17 protein-coding genes are annotated in these 23621 nt (G+C 47.2%); 10 read left to right on the plus strand and 7 right to left on the minus strand.

Features of this window, described 5'->3' with window-relative positions; all coding sequences use genetic code 11:
- The first annotated feature begins 88 nt into the window (after nucleotides 1-88).
- The 3 genes from DWY55_RS10160 to DWY55_RS10170 all read left to right on the plus strand — a co-directional run bounded on the left by DWY55_RS10160 (nucleotide 89) and on the right by DWY55_RS10170 (nucleotide 4899).
- A complete protein-coding gene (locus DWY55_RS10160) occupies nucleotides 89-2413 on the plus strand; it encodes an outer membrane beta-barrel family protein (protein ID WP_117878827.1) in 2325 nt (774 codons plus the stop codon).
- A 176-nt stretch (nucleotides 2414-2589) separates the two neighbouring features.
- Complete coding sequence (locus tag DWY55_RS10165; protein ID WP_117713750.1) at nucleotides 2590-3165, plus strand: helix-turn-helix domain-containing protein; 576 nt, start codon at nucleotides 2590-2592, stop codon at nucleotides 3163-3165.
- An 87-nt stretch (nucleotides 3166-3252) separates the two neighbouring features.
- On the plus strand, nucleotides 3253-4899 hold the full coding sequence (locus tag DWY55_RS10170; protein WP_034525939.1) for an AMP-binding protein: 1647 nt from the start codon (nucleotides 3253-3255) through the stop codon (nucleotides 4897-4899).
- 105 nt (nucleotides 4900-5004) lie between these two features.
- Here DWY55_RS10170 and DWY55_RS10175 read toward each other — a convergent pair whose 3' ends face one another.
- Both DWY55_RS10175 and DWY55_RS10180 read right to left on the minus strand, forming a co-directional pair.
- Nucleotides 5005-5496, minus strand: coding sequence for an S-ribosylhomocysteine lyase (locus tag DWY55_RS10175; protein ID WP_005830754.1), 492 nt, complete (start codon nucleotides 5494-5496; stop codon nucleotides 5005-5007).
- A gap of 24 nt (nucleotides 5497-5520) precedes the next feature.
- Entirely contained in the window at nucleotides 5521-6225 is a 705-nt protein-coding gene (locus DWY55_RS10180; protein ID WP_005830756.1) for a 5'-methylthioadenosine/adenosylhomocysteine nucleosidase, read from the minus strand.
- Nucleotides 6226-6469: 244 nt separating this feature from the next.
- On the opposite strand from DWY55_RS10180, the gene DWY55_RS10185 reads away from it, so the two are divergent.
- The 3 genes from DWY55_RS10185 (at nucleotide 6470) to DWY55_RS10195 (ending at nucleotide 11242) form a co-directional block, all read left to right on the plus strand.
- Complete coding sequence (locus DWY55_RS10185; RefSeq protein WP_005830759.1) at nucleotides 6470-8980, plus strand: YfhO family protein; 2511 nt, start codon at nucleotides 6470-6472, stop codon at nucleotides 8978-8980.
- Between the two features lie 694 nt (nucleotides 8981-9674).
- The gene (rbfA, locus tag DWY55_RS10190; protein WP_005834378.1) at nucleotides 9675-10007 is read left to right on the plus strand and encodes a 30S ribosome-binding factor RbfA; all 333 of its coding nucleotides are present in this window, start codon (nucleotides 9675-9677) and stop codon (nucleotides 10005-10007) included.
- Complete coding sequence (locus DWY55_RS10195) at nucleotides 10007-11242, plus strand: FtsX-like permease family protein (RefSeq protein ID WP_005830763.1); 1236 nt, start codon at nucleotides 10007-10009, stop codon at nucleotides 11240-11242. The genes rbfA and DWY55_RS10195 overlap by 1 nt, the downstream gene beginning before the upstream one ends.
- Nucleotides 11243-11250: 8 nt before the next feature.
- Here DWY55_RS10195 and DWY55_RS10200 read toward each other — a convergent pair whose 3' ends face one another.
- From DWY55_RS10200 to aroQ, 3 genes are all read right to left on the minus strand, one after another.
- On the minus strand, nucleotides 11251-11880 hold the full coding sequence (locus DWY55_RS10200) for an O-methyltransferase (RefSeq protein ID WP_005830764.1): 630 nt from the start codon (nucleotides 11878-11880) through the stop codon (nucleotides 11251-11253).
- 118 nt (nucleotides 11881-11998) lie between these two features.
- Nucleotides 11999-13456, minus strand: a complete 1458-nt coding sequence (pyk, locus tag DWY55_RS10205; RefSeq protein ID WP_005834375.1) for a pyruvate kinase — start codon at nucleotides 13454-13456, stop codon at nucleotides 11999-12001.
- 20 nt (nucleotides 13457-13476) lie between these two features.
- Complete coding sequence (aroQ, locus tag DWY55_RS10210) at nucleotides 13477-13896, minus strand: type II 3-dehydroquinate dehydratase (protein WP_005834372.1); 420 nt, start codon at nucleotides 13894-13896, stop codon at nucleotides 13477-13479.
- 118 nt (nucleotides 13897-14014) lie between these two features.
- On the opposite strand from aroQ, the gene xerD reads away from it, so the two are divergent.
- From xerD to DWY55_RS10230, 4 genes are all read left to right on the plus strand, one after another.
- On the plus strand, nucleotides 14015-14968 hold the full coding sequence (gene xerD / locus DWY55_RS10215; protein WP_005830767.1) for a site-specific tyrosine recombinase XerD: 954 nt from the start codon (nucleotides 14015-14017) through the stop codon (nucleotides 14966-14968).
- Nucleotides 14969-15104: 136 nt separating this feature from the next.
- A complete protein-coding gene (locus DWY55_RS10220; RefSeq protein WP_117589182.1) occupies nucleotides 15105-16799 on the plus strand; it encodes a tetratricopeptide repeat protein in 1695 nt (564 codons plus the stop codon).
- A 111-nt stretch (nucleotides 16800-16910) separates the two neighbouring features.
- Entirely contained in the window at nucleotides 16911-17984 is a 1074-nt protein-coding gene (locus tag DWY55_RS10225) for a TlpA disulfide reductase family protein (RefSeq protein ID WP_117878805.1), read from the plus strand.
- A gap of 37 nt (nucleotides 17985-18021) precedes the next feature.
- Complete coding sequence (locus tag DWY55_RS10230) at nucleotides 18022-19560, plus strand: YifB family Mg chelatase-like AAA ATPase (protein ID WP_005830774.1); 1539 nt, start codon at nucleotides 18022-18024, stop codon at nucleotides 19558-19560.
- Nucleotides 19561-19686: 126 nt separating this feature from the next.
- Here the strand turns inward: DWY55_RS10230 and DWY55_RS10235 are convergent, their stop codons facing one another.
- Both DWY55_RS10235 and DWY55_RS10240 read right to left on the minus strand, forming a co-directional pair.
- On the minus strand, nucleotides 19687-22371 hold the full coding sequence (locus DWY55_RS10235) for a discoidin domain-containing protein (protein ID WP_008662537.1): 2685 nt from the start codon (nucleotides 22369-22371) through the stop codon (nucleotides 19687-19689).
- 53 nt (nucleotides 22372-22424) lie between these two features.
- A complete protein-coding gene (locus DWY55_RS10240; RefSeq protein WP_005830778.1) occupies nucleotides 22425-23615 on the minus strand; it encodes a glycoside hydrolase family 172 protein in 1191 nt (396 codons plus the stop codon).
- Nucleotides 23616-23621 lie beyond the last annotated feature (6 nt).

The raw sequence follows: 23621 nt of genomic DNA on the forward strand, positions 1-23621 counted from the left end.
AATGTCAGACAACTATCCGCTTTTTGTTTCTTCCATCCCGGCAGAAAGCGGATACCTTCGTGTCCCGAAATCAAACAACAACCGGAACATGAAACAGATAATATGTATTCTTGCCCTGCTCCTAATGAGCGTCACGACAACAAAAGCACAAACCAGCCCGGCAACACCCTCCATCCGAGGTAAAATTCTCACAGAGGAAAAGCAACCGATAGAGTTTGCCAACATCGCCCTCCTTTCCGAAGATTCCACCTTCATACAAGGAACGTGTAGCCGAAGCGACGGTAGTTTTGAACTTCTCCCTCCCACTCCCGGAAACTATCTACTACAAGTTTCTTCCATCGGTTACAAAGCCCTTTGCCAGCCTTGCCCCACCGGGAGTACCCACAACTGGATATTGCAAACCGATGCCGTGCTACTTGCGGAAACCGTCATCACCGCCGCCCGCCCCGTTTTCCGACTAAAGGGCGGAAAGTTGGAGACAAGCGTACGGCAAACCCTGCTCGCATCCTTGAATGATGCCAACGACGTATTGAAACATATCCCCGGACTACGCTCCTCTGATGAGGGGTATACCGTTTTTGGCAAAGGGACACCGGTCATCTATATAGATAACCGCCTTCTGCAAGACAACTCCGAACTGCAACGCCTCTCTGCCGCCGATATTGAAAAAGTGGAGCTCATCACCAACCCGGGTGCAGAGTACGATGCTACCGTTAAAGCCGTTGTACGCATACGCACCGTACGTAACAAAAGAGACAGTTTTGGCGGTAATTTCCGTGCAGGAATCACCCAACGGAGACGCAACAGCCATTACGGACAAGTCAATCTGAATTATCAGAAGAAAGGACTGTCCCTGCTGGGCATGCTGTACACCAATTATGAAAACAGAAAACGCCACCAGGAGGTTCGCTACCAGATACCGTCCGAAATACAATGGGATGTAAATAACCGGGTTCACTTATATAATAAGGGACTACTTGCCGGAGGAAAAGCAAGCGCCAGTTACGACTTCACCCCCCAACACAGCCTCGGTGCCTCCTATGAGTTTCATCGTACCCCCGATTATCACAGCAGTGACCATTCGGCATATACCGTCCGGGCAAATGAAGAATTGGCCGATCACACCATACATTCCTCCCAAAACTTGCAGCAAACCAACCGGCACCAGCTGAATGCCTACTATCAGGGCAGCATAAAGCAACTCCACATAAACTTCAACACCGACCTGGTATACGGAAAAAGTTATAATCACCAGGAGGCTAAAGAAGAAAGCCAGACCGAAGGCAATCGCGACATCAGCTCTTTCAACCACGCCGACAACCGCCTTTATGCCGCCAAGTTGATTCTGACCCATCCCCTTTGGAAAGGTGAACTGAAGACCGGTGCCGATTACACCTTCATCCGGCGAAATGACAATTTCCTGAACCGGCAGCACATACTTCCCGATACAGACAGTCGAATCGACGAAAGCAAGTCCGCCGTCTTTGCCGAATACTCACTGACATTAGGAAAAATCAGCCTTCTTGCAGGACTGCGCTTCGAGCATGCCGTCTCCGACTATTGGGAGCAGGAAAAGTACGTGTCCGGTCAAAGTCGTACTTACAATGACTGGTGCCCCAACCTATCGGTAGACTTTCCTCTCGGCAAAGCCCAAGCCAATCTCAGCTATACAGCCAAAAGCAACCGCCCCAGCTTCTTCCAGCTACGTAGCACACTGAGTTATAACAACCGTTTCATCTACGAAGGCGGAAACCCACTGCTCACCCCCGAAACCAACCACGACCTGCAGTTCACGGCCCTTTACAAGTGGGTACAATTCGGACTTAACTACCAATACCGCCGCAATGCCATTGCCTTCATGACCAAAGAATACGAGGACAATCCGGATGTTGTCATCTTCACTACCGGAAATTTCAAACGGATGCAGTATCTCACCGCCTCTGCCCATCTGTCACCCACCGTCGGCATCTGGAAACCGGAGCTCGGCATCTACTTCGCCCAACCGTTCTTCAAAGTCACCAATCAAGGCAGTAGCAAGAATATGAACCGCAGCAGCATTTACCTCTTTCTGCAAAACAGTCTCCAGCTTCCGGACGAGTGGATTCTCTCCCTTGATGCCGACTACCAGAGCGAAGGCAACTTCGGCGCCATGCTGCAACGTTCCTATTGGGGCATAAACGCCGGCATCCGCAAAACATTCTTCAACAAAAGGCTGACGCTCGGACTGCAAGCCAATGACCTGTGGAATTCTCGGTATGGCTCCTTCATGCTGTTCGGTCCCCGGCTGACCTATACGAAAAAGGCAAACCCGGACTCGCGCAGCTTCTCCCTGAACCTAAGCTATCGTTTCAATGCAGCAGGCAAAGCGTACAAAGGAAAGCACGTATCGGAACAAGACTTGAAGCGGCTATAAACAGAACTTTGGGGAAGAAAGAGAAACAGAACAGAAGAATATTATACAAATAAGCCGACCACCGGAGATATTTCAGCAATATTTTCCCTCAGAATGTTGCATCAAGTAAAAGTTTCTCTTATTTTTGCGGTTTAACAGCTATAAATTATAACCTTTAGACAGAAAATACTATCATTATGGATACCAGCAAAATCGTAGGAGAAAAAATAAAATCACTCCGTGAAAGCCAATCCATCAGTATGGAAGAACTGGCACAGCGTTCGGGACTTGCTATCGAACAGATTGAACGTATAGAAAACAACATCGACCTCCCGTCACTGGCTCCCCTCATCAAGATAGCTCGTGTGCTGGGTGTACGTTTGGGAACTTTTCTTGACGACCAGGATGAGAACGGTCCCGTGGTCTGCCGTAAGGACGAGTCGCAGAACAGTATCAGTTTCTCCAACAATGCCATCCACAGCCGCAAGCATATGGAGTATCATTCACTCTCCAAATCCAAAGCCGACCGCCATATGGAGCCGTTTATCATTGATGTGGCCACTACGGACGACAGTGACTTTGTACTCTCCTCACACGAAGGCGAAGAATTCATCATGGTGATGGAAGGGACCATGGAAATCAGTTACGGCAAAAATACCTACCTGCTCGAAGAAGGTGACAGCATCTATTACGATTCCATCGTTCCGCACCACGTACACGCCTATGAAGGGCAGGCAGCCAAGATACTTGCAGTAGTTTATACACCAATTTAAATTAATGGAAAATTAAAAGGTGAAAATGGAAAATGATAAATACTTTCTATTTTCACCTTTCAACTTTCCACTTTCAACTTCCACATCATGTTATACGAACGTACCCTCGGCCAATGGTTGGAACATTGGGCCGAAACAACACCAGACAAAGAATATATCGTTTACTCTGACCGCAACCTGCGCTTCACCTGGAGCCAGTTCAACCGCCGGGTGGACGACATGGCCAAAGGACTTATCGCCATCGGCGTGGAACGGGGAACACACGTAGGTATCTGGGCAGCCAATGTACCCGACTGGCTGACTCTATTATACGCTTGCGCCAAGATAGGTGCCGTCTACGTAACGGTAAACACCAACTACAAACAGTCCGAGCTGGAATATCTCTGCCAGAACTCCGACATGCATACCCTCTGCATCGTCAATGGCGAAAAGGACAGTGACTTTGTGCAGATGACCTATACCATGCTTCCGGAACTGAAGACTTGCCAACGCGGACACTTGAAAAGCGAACGTTTCCCTTATATGAAAAACGTCATCTACGTGGGGCAGGAGAAGCACCGGGGCATGTACAACACGGCCGAAATACTTCTCTTGGGCGACAATATAGAAGACAGCCGCCTGAATGAACTCAAAAGTCAGGTCACTTGCCACGATGTAGTGAACATGCAATACACCTCCGGCACTACGGGATTCCCGAAAGGCGTCATGCTTACCCACTACAACATTGCCAACAACGGTTTCCTTACCGGTGAGCACATGAAGTTTACCGCCGATGACAAGCTCTGCGTCTGCGTACCATTGTTCCACTGCTTTGGCGTGGTACTTGCCACCATGAACTGCCTGACACACGGCTGTACAGAAGTAATGGTGGAACGCTTCAACCCACTGGTAGTGCTCGCCTCTATCCACAAGGAGCGCTGCACGGCACTTTACGGCGTACCCACCATGTTCATTGCCGAACTGAACCATCCGATGTTCGACATGTTCGACATGTCCAGCCTCCGTACGGGTATCATGGCAGGTTCCCTCTGCCCGGTAGAGCTGATGAAGCAGGTGGAAGAGAAAATGTACATGAAGGTAACCAGCGTTTACGGGCTGACCGAAGCTGCTCCCGGAATGACCGCCACCCGGATAGACGACCCGTTCGATGTACGTTGCAATACCGTAGGACACGACTTTGAACATACGGAAGTAAAGGTTATCGACCCCGAAACCGGAGAAGAGTGTCCCGTAGGCGTACAAGGTGAAATGTGCAACCGCGGATACAACACCATGAAAGGTTACTACAAAAACCCGGAAGCCACGGCCGAAGTCATTGACGAGAACGGTTTCCTGCACTCGGGAGACCTTGGAATAAAGGACGAGGACGGCAATTACCGCATCACAGGACGCATCAAGGACATGATTATCCGCGGTGGTGAAAATATCTATCCCCGCGAGATAGAAGAGTTCCTCTATCAACTGGAAGGCGTAAAAGACGTGCAGGTAGCCGGTATTCCCTCTAAGAAATACGGTGAAGCCGTAGGCGCTTTCATCATCCTGCACGAAGAAGTGGATATGCACGAATCGGATGTACGAGACTTCTGCATCGGCAAAATATCCCGCTACAAGATACCCAAGTATATCTTCTTCATCAAAGAATTCCCCATGACGGGAAGTGGCAAGATACAGAAATTCAAGCTGAAAGACCTGGGATTACAGCTTTGCAAGGAGCAGGGGATTGAGATTGTGTGATAATAAAGGATAAGAGATAAGGGGTTAGCGATTAGGGATTATTTGGGGCCGCATAGACTTTAATATAGGCATAAACCCATCCTTAATCCCTAATCGCTAACCCCCTTATTTTTCTTCTTTTTCCGGATACTTCATATTCTCCTCTTTCATCTGTTCCAAGACCTCATGCAGGTATTTGGCAGACTCCCATTTAGCCATCGGAAGGTCGTGGAGCAGGTAGTTGCCGCAATCTTGCGGAGCGGCACCGGGGACTTCACCTTCATATTCGGCAACAAAGCGGAAGGTGTCCTGCATCAGTGTCAGTATGTCCTGCGGCTTCAAGTCACCTTTCATCAGCAGATAATTACCGGTGAGGCAGCCCATGGGGCCCCAATAGATAATCTTGTCCTGCCACTGCGGGTCGTTGCGCAGGTAGGTGGCGGCAAGGTGTTCGATGGTGTGCAGAGCACCTTGTCCCAAAGCAGGCTCACGATTGGGCTCTTTCATACGGATGTCGAAAGTAGTGACTGTTTCTCCGTTCACTTCATCCTGGCGGGATATGTAAATGCCGCGCAACAAACGGATGTGGTCGATTGTAAAACTAGGAATCTTCTTCATGAGTTATGAGTTATAAGTTATGAGTTATAAATTGCTGGGAAGGGTGGAGAGGAAGGTCCATATCGTGAGGAACGAACGCTCTGCCATGGTTCCCCAGAAATCGGCATACTGCGAAGCATGGTCCTCTACTCCGGGTGTGTCGCTGATGATGCGGAAGCTGAGAAAAGGAACATTGTACAGATAGCAAGTCTGCGCAATGGCGGCAGACTCCATATCAACGGCAAGACCGTCGGGGAAACGTTGCTTGATGGTATCCAGCTCCGTACGGTTGGTGATGAACTGGTCGCCGGTACAGACAAGTCCGCTGTGGATGCGGCTTTCCATTCCGGCTTCGTTCAGCGACAAGGCATGTTTCAACAGAGAGGAACATCCCTCGTAAGAGGCGGGAAAACCTTGCACTTGTCCGTACTCGTTACCGTCGCCGCACCAGACGTCGTGATACACCAGACGTTGGCTTGCCACTACATCCGTCACCTTCAGGCAAGCATCAATGCCGCCCGCCACACCGGTGCTGACGATGCAGTCCGGAGAAAAGCGCCGTATCAGTTCCGAAGCTCCTACCGCTGCACTCACCTTACCGATGCCGCATTGCGTCAAGATTACATGGTTACCGCCCAATGTACCTTCCACATAGCGGAAACTACCATCGCCCGACGTATTCTTATCCTGCAAGCGCTCCACCAACCGGCGGTGTTCGCTGTCCATTGCACTGATTATCCCTATTGTCATATCTATAATAATTTAAGCTTGCATATTATCGTTAAAGCACTTTAATCTTTTTTTGGAAAGGCAAAGGTACAACATTCTGCCGATAACGTGACAATAACAATCTGCATTTATGTATCTTTGCCACAAAAGCGAAGATAGGCTGCACCTCAACAAAACTTTTTCATGCAAGCATGAAAGTTCTGTATTCGGTTTGCACTATCTTTGCCCCACAATTGATTAATTGATAACTCATAACTTATAACTCATGAAGAAGCTTCTTCCCGATCTTATTGCCATCTTGGCATTCGTCCTCCTTTCCTTCGCCTACTTCTTCCCGGCGGATATAGAAAACCGTATTCTCTTTCAGCACGACACGGCTGCAGGAGCAGGGGCAGGACAAGAAGTCAAGGAGTATTACGAACAGACGGGCGAACGCAGCCGTTGGACAAACTCGCTGTTCGGCGGTATGCCCATGTATCAGATAGCCCCTTCGTATGACTCCACCAAGTCACTGCAGTGGGTACAGAAAGCCTACCAACTCTTCCTGCCCGACTATGTGTGCCTCACATTCATGCTGATGCTCGGCTTCTACATCCTGCTGCGCGTCTTCGGCATACCGGTCTGGCTGGCCGGACTGGGCGGTATCATGTGGGCATTCTCGTCCTATTTCTTCATCCTGATATCTGCCGGACACATCTGGAAGTTCATCACCCTTGCCTACGTGCCGCCCACCATAGCAGGCATTGTGCTCGCCTATCGTGGGAAACTGCTGTGGGGAGGCATCCTCACCGCCTTGTTCGTGGCCCTGCAAATCACCTCGAACCACGTGCAGATGTCCTATTACTTCTTCTTCGTCATCCTTTTCTTTGTGGGAGCCTACTTCGAGAAAGCATGGCGTACCAAGACATTGCCCCAGTTCTTCAAGGCAAGTGCCGTACTGATTGTGGCAGCCCTCGTCGGCATAGCCGCCAACGTATCCAACCTCTATCACACCTATGCCTACAGCAAAGAAACCATGCGCGGCAAAAGCGAACTGGTGCAGACCGGCGACGCTGCCAAGCAGACCAGTAGCGGGCTGGACCGCGACTACATCACCCAGTGGAGCTACGGCATCGACGAAACACTGACTCTGCTGGTGCCCAACTTCAAAGGCGGAGCATCTGCCGCCCTCAGCCAGAGTGAAACTGCCATGAGCAAGGCAAACCCGATGTACAGCAGTCTGTACGGCTCACTGACACAATATTTCGGTACCCAGCCCATGACGTCGGGTCCCGTCTACGTCGGAGCATTCGTCTTGTTTCTGTTCGTACTGGGATGCTTCATCGTGAAAGGACCGTTGAAGTGGGCATTGATAGGAGCCACCTTCTTCTCCATCGTCTTGTCCTGGGGCAAGAACTTCATGCCGCTGACGGATTTCTTCATCGATTACGTCCCGTTGTACAACAAGTTCCGCGCCGTGTCCTCCATCCTTGTCATAGCAGAGTTCACGATACCTTTGCTGGCTATCTTTGCCCTGAAACGCCTGCTCGAAGAGCCGGAAATCTTAAAACAGGAAAAGAAGCCCCTCGGCATCAGCCTGCTGCTCACTGCAGGCATCGCCCTGCTGCTTGCCATTGCCCCGGGCAGCATCGGCTCCGGCTACGTGCCCGCCCAAGAGGCACAGATGCTGCAGAATGCCGTCAACCAGCAGATGATACCCGCCAACGAACTCTCCGACATCCTTGCCAACTTGGGAGAGATGCGTGCCGAACTCGTCAGCAGCGACGCCCTGCGTAGCTTCATCATCATAGGCATCGGCTGCAGCCTGCTCTGGCTCTATGCAAGCGGCAAGCTGCGTAGCTCGCTGACCATTGCAGGTATCACCATACTCTGCCTGGCAGATATGTGGGGGGTCAACAAGCGCTATCTGAATGATGCCCAGTTCGTGCCCCACTCCATCCGTACGGAAACCTTCACCAAGACGAATACAGACGAGCTGATACTACAAGATACCAGCTTGGACTATCGTGTATTGAACTTTGCCACCAGCACCTTCGATGACAACAACACCTCCTACTGGCACAAAAGCGTCGGCGGTTATCACCCGGCCAAGCTGCGTCGCTACCAGGAAATGATAGAGCATCACATCTCTCCCGAAATGCAGGCGGCCTACAAGGCCATTGCCACCGCCGGAGGTGAGATGGACAGCGTGGATGCCAATAAGTTCCGCATACTGAACATGCTGAACACCAAATACTTCATCTTCCCTGCAGGACAGCAAAGACAAACCGTTCCCATCCTCAACCCGCACGCCTACGGCAATGCATGGTTTGTAAACAAGGTGCAGTATGTGAACAACGCCAACGAAGAGATTGACGCCCTGGACAGCATCATACCCACAGAGACAGCCGTAGTGGATGCCCGCTTCAAGGATGTGCTGAAAGGTACCACGGAAAGTTATAAAGACAGCCTCTCCAGCATCCGCCTGACAAGTTACACACCTAACCGCCTGACGTACGAAACGAACAATGCCCAAGACGGTATTGCCGTATTCTCCGAAATCTATTATCCGGACGGCTGGCACGTAACCATCGACGGACAGCCTGCCGAACTGGCACGCGCCGACTATATCCTGCGCACAATGTATGTTCCTGCCGGACAGCACACCATCGAAATGCGCTTTGACCCCACCAGCCTGCACGTGACGGAAGGCATCGCCTACGGAGCACTGGCGCTGCTGGTGATAGGTATCATCGTGGCAGTGCTGATAGCCAAAAGGAAGTATGTAAAGGCATAAGAACAAATATCATATCATTCCCCCACAAGCACCCGACGCATTCCGCTATTCATACCCTGATACGGAATGCGTCGAGTGCTTATGTCCGTTCCGTTATCCCCTCATGTTTGTTCTGTCATTCCCTTATGTCTGTTCTGTCAACCCCTATATATTGATGAAAAACCACGGCTGTGAAGCATATTCTTCACAGCTGTGGCACGTCTTCTTCACCGCTGTGGGAAAGGCGTACCACAGCCGTGCGCACATGATAAACCCAAAGGCTTCTCAAGACAAACCACCGTGCAAAACACAACAGAAGCCTATGTAGCACACAACGGAAGCCTATGCAAGAGACAAGAAAGCCCGGTCAGATGCGCAAAAAACCGTTTCTACCCTCCCGGGTAAAAACGGTTCAAGTCAATAATACATGAAAAAACGCTATTTAGAGAGAGTCTCTTCTATAACGGAATGGTTCTCTTCCTTCTTCACTCATCATCAGCAGTTCTCCGAACTGACATCAAAGTTAGGGAAGCATAACAAGAACAACAAATAGAATCTACGAAAAGGCATATCTCATCGACAGAACGGAAAAGAATGAACCCTACAATAGGGAAAAGAATGAAAAAAAAGCTATAAACAGTCGGCAGAACGATATATTTCAGTAACTTTGCTAACGTGAAAACAGGCTGCACCCCAGCATAAAAAAATGAACAGTATGGAAACTACCAGACAAAATAAAATAGCCCGTCTCCTGCAGAAGGAACTGAGTGATATCTTCTTGTTGCAAACCAAGTCCATGCCCGGCATACTGATTTCCGTCAGTGCCGTACGCATCAGCCCCGACATGAGCGTGGCACGCGCTTATCTCAGTATATTCCCCTCGGAGAAAAGCGAAGAAATAGTCAAGAACATCAACGGAAACATGAAATCCATACGCTTTGAACTGGGTACCCGCGTACGCCACCAACTACGCATTATCCCCGAACTGAAGTTCTTCGTAGACGACTCACTGGACTATCTGGAACGAATTGATGAACTGCTGAAATAATGTCCCTTCCCTTCTTTATAGCCCGCCGCTACCTCTTCTCCAAGAAGAAACACAATGCCATTAATATCATCTCCGGCATTTCGGTGTGTGGGGTGGCATTGGCTACGTTGGCGTTGGTATGCACCTTGTCCGTGTTCAACGGTTTTCAGGACATGGTGGCAGGCTTTTTCACAGCTTTCGACCCGGAACTGAAAATCACCGTCCGCGAAGGTAAGGTTTTCGACCCGCACGAAGCGTGCATCCGGCAAGTACACGCCCTGTCCGAGATTGACGTGTGGACGGAAACACTGGAAGAGAATGCCATGGTGCAGTACAAAGACCGCCAGGCAATGGCCGTCATCAAGGGAGTGGAGGACAATTTCGAACAGCTTACCTCCATCGACAGCTTGCTCTATGGGACGGGAAAGTTCCTGCTGAGCGACTCGGTGGTGGACTATGGTTTTCTGGGTGTGGAACTTATATCCGAGTTGGGCACCGGCATTCAGTTCGTGGACCCGTTGCAGGTCTATGCCCCCAAACGGAACGTACGGGTAAACATAGCCAACCCCACTGCGGCTTTCAACCGGGAGTATCTCTTCTCGCCCGGCGCCATCTTTGCCGTCAACCAGCAAAAATACGATTCACGCTACATACTGACGTCACTCGACTTTGCCCGCCGTCTGTTCAATTATGACACGGAAGTCTCTGCCATCGAGATGAAACTGAAACCCGGTTCCAACATCGGCTCCGTACAAAAGAAAATAGCAGGCATTCTCGGCGACCGGTTCATTGTACAGAACCGCTACGAGCAGCAGGCCGATGTTTTCCGCATCATGGAAATAGAGAAACTCATCTCTTATCTCTTCCTCACCTTCATTCTGGGTATCGCATGCTTCAATGTCATCGGTTCGCTGTCCATGCTGATACTGGACAAACGGGAGGACGTGGAGACACTGCGCAATCTGGGTGCCGATGACCGGCTTATAGCGCGCATCTTCTTGTTCGAAGGCAGGATGATTTCTGTATTCGGCGCCCTCTCCGGCATCGTTTTAGGATTGTTGCTGTGCTTTCTGCAGCAACGTTTCGGGTTGATTTCATTGGGGGGAGGCAATGGAAGTTTTGTAGTGGACGCTTATCCGGTAAGTGTACATGCCACGGATATTATTCTGGTATTCTTAACGGTCATCACTGTAGGCTTCTTGTCCGTATGGTATCCGGTGAGATACCTCAGCAAGCGGCTGCTGAGAAAAAGATAAAAAAACAGTTACTTCTTACGGATAATCGTCAATCCGTCACGCAGGGGAAGAATGACTTTCTCCACACGCGCATCCCGCGCCACCAAATCATTGAAGGCTTTGATACTGATTGTTTGCAGGTCTGTGCGATGGGGTTGTTCTTCCAGCACATGGCCATCCCACAAGGTATTGTCGGCAATGATATATCCACCGCCGGAAAGGCGGGCGAGCACCATTTCATAATACTCTATGTATTTACGCTTATCTCCGTCAATAAAGGCAAGGTCGAAAGTGAGGTCCAGTTGCGGTACCCGCTCCAAGGCATCGCCAATGTAGAACCTGATTTTATCCGCGTAATCGGAATTCTCCAGCCACGGACGGGTGAAGTCCTCCTGCTCGTCGTTGATTTCAAACGTATGCAGCATCCCGCCCTCCGGCAGTCCTTCTGCTATGCAAAGTGCGGAATACCCGCTATAAGTCCCTATCTCCAGCACCTGCCGGGGACGAATCATCCGGACAAACATCTTGAGCATACGCCCCTGCAAATGTCCGGAAGCCATGCGGGGATATAGCAACTTGACATGCGTGTCGCGATAGAGCGCTTTCAGATAATCGCCCTCATCATCAATGTGCTGCAAAATGTATTCGTCAATCGTCACTTTGTTAATGGATTATAGGTTAGGGATAAGGGATTAGGGGTTAGGGGTTAGTTCTGCGCACAATTATTAATTAATCATTAACCGCTAATCCCTAACCCCTTATCCTTAATCCCTTATCCTACAAGTATCTGTTACTGTTAGGCAGCACACTATCTTCAGCATGCTTCAAGGCATCTTCTACGACATTGATTTCAAGGAAAGAGGTCTGTGTGCCTTCCTTACCGCTACTCAGGTAGCCCACCATGTCCGTAGGACATAAACGGCCTTCCTTCAACAAGCGACGCAAGGCTGCAAAGTAATATTCCTGCCCGTTGGCAAGTTCGGGCATATAGATAGCTTCCACACCGTAGGAAAGGGCAAGGTGCCGCATGGTCTTTTCCTTGTAGCAGATGGCCAACACCGGATATTTGCCACGGAAAGCGGCAAGGTTACGGGCAGTACGGCCGCTGTAACTGTCGGTGATGATTGCACGGATTTTCAGTTTGGTGGTAGCCTTTACCGCTTGTTTGGCCAGGAACGCAGTCACGTCGTTGCTGTTCTCGTCCAGCGGAATACGGATATCGTTGTCAGACAGCTTGTCTTTCTCCGCTTGGGCGGCAATCTTGGTCATCGTCTTCACCGCTTCTACCGGATACTTTCCATAGGCGGTTTCACCGCTCAACATCAAGGCATCCGTACGATAATAGATGGCATTGGCAATGTCCGTTACCTCCGCACGGGTGGGACGCGGATTGGAAATCATGGTATGAAGCATCTGTGTGGCAACAATCACCGGCTTCTTGGCAAGAATACACTTGCGGATGAGCACACGCTGGATGCCCGGAATACGTTCCTGCGGAACTTCAATACCGAGGTCACCGCGAGCTATCATCACACCGTCGGCTACTTCCAGGATTTCATCGATATTATCAACGCCTTCCTGGTTCTCAATCTTAGCAACAATACGGATATCGCTGTTATGAGCGTCAAGAATCGCCTTGATGTCGAGTATATCCTGCTTATTGCGCACAAAGGAGTGGGCAATGAAGTCTATGTTCTTCTCAATGGCATAAAGGATATTGGTGCGGTCCTTCTCAGTCAGAGAAGGCAGATTGATGCGGACGCCGGGAACGTTGACGCTCTTGCGGCTGCCCAGAGTAGCCTCATTCTGTACTTCGCAGAGCAGGTAGTCGGGGGTCTTCTCTACAACAACCAACTCCAAGTCACCGTCATCAATAAGGATATGGCCGTCCACATTCAAGTCTTTGACGAAATGGGGATAGGATACCGAGATACATTCACGGGTAGTCTCCTGCTCCGGGTTGCCTACCACCTTCACGCGGTCGCCCGCCTTGAAAGGAATGGGCTCAGCCAGAACCGTCGTGCGGACCTCCGGTCCTTTCGTATCCATCAGGATAGCGATGCGGTTGGAAACCGAACGCACATTGTTAATCAACTTCTCGGCACCTTCACGGCCAAGATGTGCAGTATTCATACGTACAACATTCATACCTGCATCGAACAACTGCTTTATAAAATCAACATCACAGCGCTGGTCAGAAATCGTTGCGACAATCTTCGTTTGCTTCAATAACATAATCTATATACCTATTTTATTTAATAATCTTTTAATGCCTCCATGGCCAGACGGTAGGAGTTCAGCCCGAAACCGAGAATGACACCCTTGCAAGCGCAGGAAATCATGGACACATGACGAAAAGCCTCGCGGGCATGTACATTAGAGATATGCACCTCAATCACCGGAGAAGTGACCGAACGGATAGCATCTTGCAGAGCGATGGACGTATGGGTGTAAGCACCCGCATTCAAAATGATGCCGTCCACATCAAAACCTACCTGCTGAATCTTGTCTATCAGCTCTCCCTCAATGTTGGACTGGAAATAGTCAATCTGTACATCCGCATATTTCTTACGGAGTTCGGCAAGGTAGTCTTCAAAAGTAACGCTACCGTAAATGGAAGGTTCACGTTTGCCCAAGAGATTTATATTGGGGCCGTTAATAATCTGTATCCTCATAACACAATTTTTTATACCTTTGCGGTGCAAAGATAGTGCAAACCGAAAGCAGATGCAAATTTATTTGCAATTTGCTGAAATGCAGCCTATTTTCGCGAAGCAAAGGTAGAAAAAAGAAATGAAATCAGAAGAAAAATCCACGAATAAGGAGAAACAAACGCTGATAATCAGAAAGTACCACCAGTATCTGAAACTGGAAAAAGCACTCTCACCCAATACAGTGGATGCTTACCAAACAGACTTACAGAAGCTGCTGCACTTTCTGGAAGGAGAGGGTATCGCTATCCTTGACACTACCCTGGATGACTTGCAGCATTTTGCCTCCGGACTGCACGACATCGGCATCCATCCCCGCTCGCAGGCACGCATCTTGTCGGGCATCAAGTCATTCTTCCATTTCCTCGTCATGGCCGACTACCTGGAGGGAGACCCCAGCGAACTGTTGGAGGGACCCAAAATCGGATTCAAGCTTCCAGAAGTACTGACGGTGGAAGAGATAGACCGCATCATCTCCGCCATTGACCTAGGCACAAACGAGGGGCAACGCAACCGGGCCATCCTCGAGACTCTATACAGTTGCGGCCTACGGGTATCGGAACTGTGCAACCTGAAAATCTCCGACTTGTATTTCGACGAAGGCTTCATCAAGGTAGAAGGTAAGGGCAGCAAACAGCGCCTTGTACCCATATCGTCCCGTGCCATCAAGGAGATAAGGAACTGGTTCGTGGACCGCAATGGAGGCTGGAAAATCAAGAAGGACTTCGAGGACTATGTATTCCTGGCACGCTGGGGCAAAAATATCTCGCGCATCATGGTATTCCATCTCATCAAGGAACTGGCGAAGAAGGCCGGCATCACCAAAAACATCAGTCCGCACACCTTCCGCCATTCCTTTGCCACCCACCTGCTTGAAGGAGGAGCCAACCTGCGCGCCATACAAAGTATGCTGGGCCACGAATCTATCGCTACAACAGAAATTTACACACATATTGACCGGCACAGATTGCGCAGTGAAATCATAGAACATCATCCCCGCAATATAAAGTACCGCAAAGAGCGAGAAATTCATTAAATTATGATAAAATTGCTGCACGAGTTAACAAACTGTAATAGGATTTAATATCTTTGCGTTGTTATGTCCATGCCTAAACAGCACACTAACATGGAATAGACAAATTTCAATTACAAACAATTAATTTATACCTAAAATGACTAAGAAATTGTATCTGCCGTTTTTAATGGCAATGATTGTTGCATTAATGACATCGTGCAGCAAAAAGATGGGTGAATTGTCATCAGATTATTTCACCGTAACTCCTCAAGTTCTAGAGGCTGTAGGTGGTAAAGTTCCCGCTACAATCAACGGAAAATTCCCCGAAAAGTACTTCAACAAGAAGGCTGTGGTAGAAGTGACCCCTGTGCTGAAATGGAATGGCGGCGAAGCTAAAGGCCAATCGGCTGTGTTCCAGGGCGAAAAAGTAGAAGGTAACGACCAGACTATCTCTTACAAGATGGGCGGCAGCTACACTATGAAGACATCTTTCGACTATGTACCGGAAATGGCCAAATCCGAACTGTATCTGGAATTCAAGGCTACAGTAGGCAAAAAGACTGTCACTATCCCTGCTGTAAAAGTAGCTGATGGTGTAATCTCCACTTCTGAGATGCTGGAACAAACATTGGGCAGCGCTAACCCCGCCAATGGTGACGACGCTTTCCAACGTATCATCAAAGAAAAGCATGACGCCAACATCATGTTCTTGATTCAACAAGCCAACGTACGCGCCAGCGAATTGAAGACTGCCAAAGAATTCGGCAAAGAAGTGAAAAACATAGACGAAGCTGAAAACAAGAAAATCAGCAACATCGAAATCTCCGCATACGCTTCTCCCGATGGTGGTGTAGGCTTGAATACTACACTGGCTGAGAACCGCCAGGACAACACGGCTAAAATCATCAACAGAGATTTGAAGAAAGCAAAAATCAATGCAGCAGTAGACACCAAGTATACGGCTCAGGACTGGGAAGGCTTCCAGGAACTGGTATCCAAATCAAACATCCAAGATAAAGAATTGATTCTTCGCGTTCTTTCCATGTATCAGGATCCTGAACAAAGAGAACAAGAAATCAAGAACATCTCTTCTGTTTATAAGACTTTGGCTGACGAAATCCTGCCGCAACTGCGTCGTTCACGCCTGACTTTGAACTACGAAATCATCGGTAAGTCTGACGAAGAAATCGCAAACCTCGCCGACAGCGATGCCAAGCAGCTGAACATCGAAGAATTACTGTATGCCACCACCTTGACTAAAGATGCTGCCAAGCAAGAAGCCATCTTCACAAAAGCTACTCAAATCTACCCGAACGATTTCCGTGCTTACAACAACTTAGGTAAACTGGCTTATCAGGCTGGTGATCTTGACAAGGCTGAAAGCTACTTCAAGAAAGCTCTCTCCATCAAGGATGCTCCTGAAGCAAACATGAATCTCGGTCTGATTGCCTTGACCAAGGGCGACAGAACAGCAGCAGAAAGCTATCTGAGCAAGGCTTCCGGTTCTAAGGAACTGAACGAGGCATTGGGTAATCTGTATGTTGCTCAAGGACAGTACGACAAGGCTGTCAGCTCATTTGGCGACACTAAGACTAACAGCGCTGCTTTGGCACAAATCCTGGCTAAGGACTACAACAAGGCTAAGAACACACTGGCTGCTATCGAAAGACCAGACGCTTATACTGACTACCTGATGGCTGTACTTGGCGCAAGAACCAACAATACATCTATGGTAACCAGCAGTCTGAAGAATGCCATTGCAAAAGAACCGGCTTTGGCAAAGAAGGCTGCTTCTGACCTGGAATTCGCCAAATACTTCACTAACACTGACTTTATGAATATCATCAAATAATAAAGGTTAGATTGAAAAGAACGTGCCCGGCATAGAAATATGTCGGGCATTTCTTTTTATTCACACCAAAAAGAAGTATTTTCGCGACGAAGTATCAGAAAAAGAACCGGAATGAAGAAAATCTATCTTGCATACCTTCTGCTTATTATATTGTCTGCCTGCGGCAGCAAAAATACAAATTCAGTCTACCTAAATGGTGAAATCAAAGGGCTGGGGAATGATACCCTTTATATATATGGTACGGACAAGTTCTATAACCGTATGGACACTCTGCTTGTCAAGGATGACAAGTTCTCTGCAACCCTCACCACCGACACACTTGCCTCTACATGGTTGCAATTCAGTGACGGTACGGAATATCCGCTTTACCTGGACAAAGGAGACAACATAAAGATAAAAGGTTCTGCCGCCGAACTTACTTCACTGGAAATCACGGGGAATGTTCCCAATGAAGAACTGACCGCCTTTCAGAAAGAGTTGAAAGGTTTGAGTACTCCCTCGGAGAAAGCATTGGAAGAAAAAGCAGAAGCCTTCATCAACAGCCATCCTTCTTCACTGGTAAGTATCTATCTGCTGGAGAAATATTTCGTGCAAAAACCGCAACCGGACTTCTCCTTAATCAAAGAAATGACAGAACACATGACCGGAGGCCTGAAAGACCGCCCATATGTGGACGAACTGCTTGACCTTATCCAAGAAGAAGAGAAGGTATCCGTCGGGAAAACCATCCCTTACGTCAACCTGCCCAATGCCAAAGGTACATCAATCAGCCGTACTAGCTTTAAAGATAAATATCTGTTGATACATTTTTGGGCATCCTGGGACCCACAAAGCATGGAGGCCAACGCTGCCCTGCGTCGGATTTACAAGAAAGAAGAAAAGAACAAGCTATTCGCACTCTGGGGCATTTCCTTGGATATCGACAGAAAGGAATGGGAAGAAGCAATCAAAAGAGATACCCTGAAGTGGGAACAGAGTTGTGATTTCTCCGGATGGAACACAGCGCCCATCAAACAGCTCGCCATACAAGCATTGCCTGCCAATCTGTTCCTTAGCCCTTCCGGAAAAATTGAAGGGAAGAATATGAGTGAGGAAGACATCAAAAAGAAACTGGAGGAGATAGAGCAAAAGGAAAAAGAGAAGAAAAAGAGTGAAAAGAAACTCAAAAAACAAAACCGACGGTAGCCTATCCTGCCATCACTAACCCCTAATCACTAAAAACGTGCTCATAAAAGTTTTTGGAGCGGCTGTTCAAGGTATTGACGCAACCCTCATCACCATTGAAGTCAACAGTTCCAGAGGCTGTATGTTCTATTTAGTCGGTTTGCCGGACTCTGCGGTCAAAGAAAGCCATCAACGTATCATATCTGCTTTGCAGGTCAACGGCTACCGGATGCCGACCAGCAATATTGTCATCAACATGGCTCCGGCTGACATCCGCAAGGAAGGTGCAGCTTACGATTTACCTTTAGCCATCGGCATACTTGCCGCCAGCGAAGTTATCCAGTCCGATAAGCTGGAACGCTATCTGCTGATGGGTGAACTAAGCCTTGACGGCAGCCTGCAACCTATCAAAGGAGCACTCCCCATTGCCATCAAGGCCAGAGAACTGGGGTTTGAGGGTATGATTGTACCGCAACAGAATGCCCACGAAGCGGCAGTAGTAAACAATCTGAAAGTGTACGGAGCGGGAAACATCAAGGAAGTTATAGAATTCTTTAATGGCACGCAGGAATTAACCCCTACGTTAGTCAACACCCGCGAGGAATTCTATTCCCAGCAGAGCAACTTTGATTTCGACTTTGCAGAAGTAAAAGGACAGGAAAATGTGAAACGAGCCTTGGAGGTAGCTGCTTCGGGCAGCCACAACATACTTCTCATCGGTTCGCCGGGCAGCGGTAAGTCCATGCTTGCCAAGCGTCTGCCGTCTATACTTCCTCCCCTCTCTTTGGGAGAGAGTCTGGAAACGACCAAGATTCATTCTGTTGCCGGAAAGTTGGGCAAAGACGGTGGACTCATCTCGAAACGCCCGTTCCGCGCCCCTCACCACACCATTTCTACGGTAGCGATGACCGGTGGAGGAAGTTTCCCCCAGCCCGGTGAAATCAGTCTGGCACATAACGGAATTTTATATCTTGATGAACTGCCAGAGTACAGCCGTAACGTATTGGAGGTTCTTCGCCAACCGCTGGAAGATAGGAAGATTACCGTGTCACGCATCCGATGCAATGTAGAGTACCCGGCAAGTTTTATGCTGGTAGCCTCTATGAATCCGTGTCCATGCGGGTATTACACGCATCCCACCAAGGCTTGTGTATGCAGTCCTGGACAAGTACAAAAGTACCTGAACCGCATATCCGGACCTTTGCTCGACCGTATCGACCTGCAAATTGAAGTCACCCCACTCCCCTTTGAAGAGATGGCAGATTCTCGCCCCGGCGAATCGAGCGCCACCATACGCGAGCGTGTGATACGTGCCCGACAAATTCAAGAAGCAAGGTATGCAGACATTCCCGGCATATATTGTAATGCCCAGATGAACAGTAAACTGCTTGCTCGCCACGCCCGTCCGGATGACAAAGGACTTGCCATGCTCAAAACTGCCATGAACCGCCTAAACCTTTCGGCCCGCGCCTACGACCGTATATTGAAAGTATCACGCACCATCGCCGACCTGGAAGGCTGCGAATTGATACAGCCGGCACACTTGGCGGAAGCTATCGGATATAGAAATCTGGATAGGGAGGACTGGGCAGGATAAATCGTCGCGAAATAAAAATATAAAATTCCGTGGAACTTCCCAGCCCCACGGAATCATGATCAAGAAATCTATTATCTTTTTATAATAGTAGTTCTCCACATATTATACAGAAGAAATTCTCACATCTTATTCTTCATTTTGAATACCGAGTATCATATACCCATAAGGAGGCAATGTAATATGATAGTCCTCAGACAATACAGGTGGTATATTATCTCCATCCAATAGATTTAGAGGAGTTTGTCCCAGCAAGATACCCGTATTCTTCAAATTCACAGAAATGGTTTCCGTACTATTCTGGAAATTCATAATGACTAGGGCCGAAACTTTCCCATCTTTATTGCTTCGTTTAAAGACAGTATACTTACTATCATCATTTGAAGGAATACAAGTGCGCTGTCCCATGGGAGCCAACCCGTTATAGCCATTCTGCAACCTGATTAAATCATAAAACTTCTTCTGGTCCTTTTGAGGCCACTTATCAAGAATTAATTGGGCTATATAATCCGAATGATGATCACCATAATGGTTTATTACTACTGTCCCCATGGAAATTAAATAAGCCAATTCAAAAAGGCGCTCCTCATTAGTAGCTGGAATCTCCCACATTGGTGGAGTAATAGTTGTTGCCCCCAATGCCACAATACGGTCTCTATAACTCTTCAACTTTCCATTCAATTCACATGGGTTCTGATTTCTTCTGGCATTTAAGACCTCACTTCTTTTTCCACCGCCCCAACCATACATATCAAAACCTTGAATTAGTTTAAAATCAAACCTGCTAATCCATTTTTCAATATTTGAAGCTCCCTCCGCATTAGTTAGAATGCCTCTACGATTTAAAACTTTTATAATAGACTCATTGATAATATCGTCAGTAATACCATCATAGACCTCAGGAGCATCCAGAAGTATTCCATCCACCCCCTTATCTGCCCAAAAGTCCAGATAATTCCGACACTCTTCCTGCCACTCCCAATTGTTAAAGTTGTAGCTTGGAATGCGTCCTTCAGCCCCATCCGAGTTTCCCCAACACGAATAGTAATAAGCCTGGGCTCTGTCACTCCAAAACCAATTGTCATTCAACTTCTTATCACTGAAATGAAACCAGTTCCTCTCCTTACTATATACACCATTACGCTGATCATCACATGCTTTTTCAAAGAAAGGAGCTTTATACCAACAATAACCAACATTTCCAAAGAAAGTCAGCCTCATATCCCGTGCATGTACTTCACGGAGAAGGTCCTCAAAATCTTCCAATGTTCCAATAGACGGGTCTATGGCATAGTTATTTGTAGCTCCAAGCCCTCCCCACACACTAGGATCACCTTCATATATAGCCGAAAGTTCAATATTACGATAACCTTGTGCCTGCAATATATCCAAACTGTCTTTTATAGAGTTAAGCGTTTGGCGATAGTATTTGGGGTAATACCTTGTCATACCAGAAGTCTCTTCCCACCACGTTGCATTACGTGGTGAACCAAACCCCTTAATGACCAACGAACGGCTACCTGCTCTACTTTTACTTTTGGCATCCAATATAGTTAATTTGATATACCGATATACACCATTCAATTCTTTTACGTACTCAGTACCGGCAATACCCGAACGACAGTCTGCCAATAAGTCCCATTTTTTATTATCATTTGACCCTTCAATAATAAAGGACCAAACATCTTTTTCCACAAAAGTCTGTTTTATATTCCGAACATCACATGGCAAACCTAAATCCGCACATAACCATTGCGGATAAGCATTATTGTCCGCATACCAAAAAGTAGTATTGTCACCATCAAAGGCCTTCTTCTGAGTATGATTATTGTCGCAAAACGAAGAAGTGGCAGCTAAAGCATTAAAGGCCAAATCCTCAAGTTCCCGACCGCCTAAAGAAACCACATCTTTTTCTGTTCCAAAAACTCGAAATTCACAACTGTGTGCCCAATATCCCTTCGCTGAGCCCAAAATAGTCAGTCTAATATAACGGAATTCTCCTGAAACCGGAGTTTTGAAATCAAATCCACTAATACCATCTGTATTATCAACCAAAACAGCCCAGTGCAATTCATCATTGGAACCTTCAATCTTAAACTTCCAGCTATCATGGTCTTTAAAGATTTGCTGAATTCCGGATAACGTACAAACCTCTTCCAGATCAACAGTCAAAGATTGGGGAAACTGCTCATTATCAGCAATCCAATAGGTTGACATATTTCCATCCAAAGCATCATTCGGATTATGATCCTTTTGCAGCACCACATTAGTGCATTGCTTACCTAAAGCAATATTCTTATCCGCATTTGTTCCATTTATAACAAATTCTTTCGAAGAAGGCAGAAAACCATCTTTAGACTCAAGGACAGTTAATTTTACATAACGGTACACGCCACTCACACTTTCTGCAAAAACATCACCGGAAGCTCCTTTCGTCTTATCTACCAACAGCAACCAATTCTCTTTATCAACAGAGCCTTCTACCTTGAATTTCCAAACAGACGATTCATGAAATACCTGACAAATGCTAGTCAATGAATAAGAGGTTTTCAAATCTACTACAATCCATCCGGCAGACTGGCTAGATTGCCAGAAAGAAGTCAAACTACCGTCTACAGCTTTGGCTGAAGAATGCTTCCCTTTGGAAGAAGATGCCACAGTGGACGCTCCTACCGATAAATTTCCTTTCCTTACTTCAAGAATATCCGTTCCAGACCTTGCAAAAGAGAAACTATCACCATACTTTTCCCGAGAATAGCCATGGAGAGATAGCATCATCACCAATACCCATACAATCTTAAATTTCATAATCATCTTAAATTTGTTTATCATGTTTATTTGAATCTCATAGATAGAACGTTATCGAATTATCCCCCAACTTGAGTTTCATTTCCCCACAGTTTGGCACCATTACCCAAATTCTTTCGCCACTCATGCCTCCATCTATGTATATCCTGATCACGAATAAAAGCTTTAGGCCTTCTATCTTCTTTGGTCGGAGCAGGAGGTAGAACTCCAGCTTCTGATTGATACCAGTATACCACACTACTAATATCCAGTGTCAAATTATTATTATGCCCATGTTCTATTGTCCCTCTTAACGATTTCTCAAAATAAATCGGATCTGCCACAAAGAAACGATACACATGCGTTCTTCCCAACCAACCATTGTCATTATTAACCCTTGCATAACCATAATAAGGATGATTGAACAAGGTCTTCGGACACCACGAAGTATTAAAAAAGTCTTCAGTGCCCGTACCTAACAAAGATGCCTTTTCTTCACCATCAATGAATATCATATCATCTCCTTCTCCATACCACATTGTTGAAGGAGAATGGACATAATAATTTATCCCTACAAAATGTCCTTTACCCTTTATATCAGCAAACAGATAGTTATTAGCACCGTCCACATTATTACCCATTGGTCCTACCAATCCCCATTCGGTTTCACCTTCTGGTAAAGCTTCCGTCAATTCATGATTATACCATGCATGGAAACGTCCTGAACCCACCGGCAATTTTCTCATTTCTACATAATCTACATAAAAATAGATGCAATCAATATTTATATCGCTTTGATTCTCTATCTCTAAACGGGCACCATTGGCAAAAGGCATCTGGAAATAAGAAACCAAACCAGTCCCATTTGTAGGACCAACTGCCAATGGGAGTGTAGCATATTCATAATGCTCGTCCCATCCATTTCCAAAAAAAGCAGCAATCGGAGACTCTACTGAAGGAGTAGACCGTCCATCCCAATATATCCTGAATATGAGATCATTTCTCATAATATGCATCGGGGCAATAGTAAACCAAATATGGTTAATAATACCAGTACCCGGAATATCAACACTCCATTTCTCTCCTGGTTTTATAGGACCTACATTATCATTATTATTCCCCGTTTTATCGGCACTACTTATTCTACGGTTACGGACACCTTCTTGAATAGTAGTCAACCCTCCTAGTTCTCCACCCCTCACTTGAGTATGACCATCTAAAGTTGCGAACATACTCAAAAAGAACAACATAATCAAATTTATTTTTTTCATTCTTAA

It is taken from the genome of Bacteroides sp. AF25-38AC, assembly GCF_003602995.1.
In the GTDB taxonomy this organism is placed as follows: Bacteria; Bacteroidota; Bacteroidia; order Bacteroidales; family Bacteroidaceae; genus Bacteroides; species Bacteroides uniformis.

What these genes read in the sequence shown, in the direction of transcription:
- DWY55_RS10180 (WP_005830756.1), bottom strand. Translation starts at nt 6,225, where the DNA reads ATGACAATAGGGATAATCAGTGCAATGGACAGCGAACACCGCCGGTTG.
- DWY55_RS10185 (WP_005830759.1), top strand. Translation starts at nt 6,470, where the DNA reads ATGAAGAAGCTTCTTCCCGATCTTATTGCCATCTTGGCATTCGTCCTC.
- DWY55_RS10170 (WP_034525939.1), top strand. Translation starts at nt 3,253, where the DNA reads ATGTTATACGAACGTACCCTCGGCCAATGGTTGGAACATTGGGCCGAA.
- aroQ (WP_005834372.1), bottom strand. Translation starts at nt 13,896, where the DNA reads ATGAGGATACAGATTATTAACGGCCCCAATATAAATCTCTTGGGCAAA.
- DWY55_RS10165 (WP_117713750.1), top strand. Translation starts at nt 2,590, where the DNA reads ATGGATACCAGCAAAATCGTAGGAGAAAAAATAAAATCACTCCGTGAA.
- DWY55_RS10160 (WP_117878827.1), top strand. Translation starts at nt 89, where the DNA reads ATGAAACAGATAATATGTATTCTTGCCCTGCTCCTAATGAGCGTCACG.
- DWY55_RS10175 (WP_005830754.1), bottom strand. Translation starts at nt 5,496, where the DNA reads ATGAAGAAGATTCCTAGTTTTACAATCGACCACATCCGTTTGTTGCGC.
- DWY55_RS10195 (WP_005830763.1), top strand. Translation starts at nt 10,007, where the DNA reads ATGTCCCTTCCCTTCTTTATAGCCCGCCGCTACCTCTTCTCCAAGAAG.
- DWY55_RS10220 (WP_117589182.1), top strand. Translation starts at nt 15,105, where the DNA reads ATGACTAAGAAATTGTATCTGCCGTTTTTAATGGCAATGATTGTTGCA.
- DWY55_RS10240 (WP_005830778.1), bottom strand. Translation starts at nt 23,615, where the DNA reads ATGAAAAAAATAAATTTGATTATGTTGTTCTTTTTGAGTATGTTCGCA.
- pyk (WP_005834375.1), bottom strand. Translation starts at nt 13,456, where the DNA reads ATGTTATTGAAGCAAACGAAGATTGTCGCAACGATTTCTGACCAGCGC.
- DWY55_RS10225 (WP_117878805.1), top strand. Translation starts at nt 16,911, where the DNA reads ATGAAGAAAATCTATCTTGCATACCTTCTGCTTATTATATTGTCTGCC.
- DWY55_RS10235 (WP_008662537.1), bottom strand. Translation starts at nt 22,371, where the DNA reads ATGATTATGAAATTTAAGATTGTATGGGTATTGGTGATGATGCTATCT.
- rbfA (WP_005834378.1), top strand. Translation starts at nt 9,675, where the DNA reads ATGGAAACTACCAGACAAAATAAAATAGCCCGTCTCCTGCAGAAGGAA.
- xerD (WP_005830767.1), top strand. Translation starts at nt 14,015, where the DNA reads ATGAAATCAGAAGAAAAATCCACGAATAAGGAGAAACAAACGCTGATA.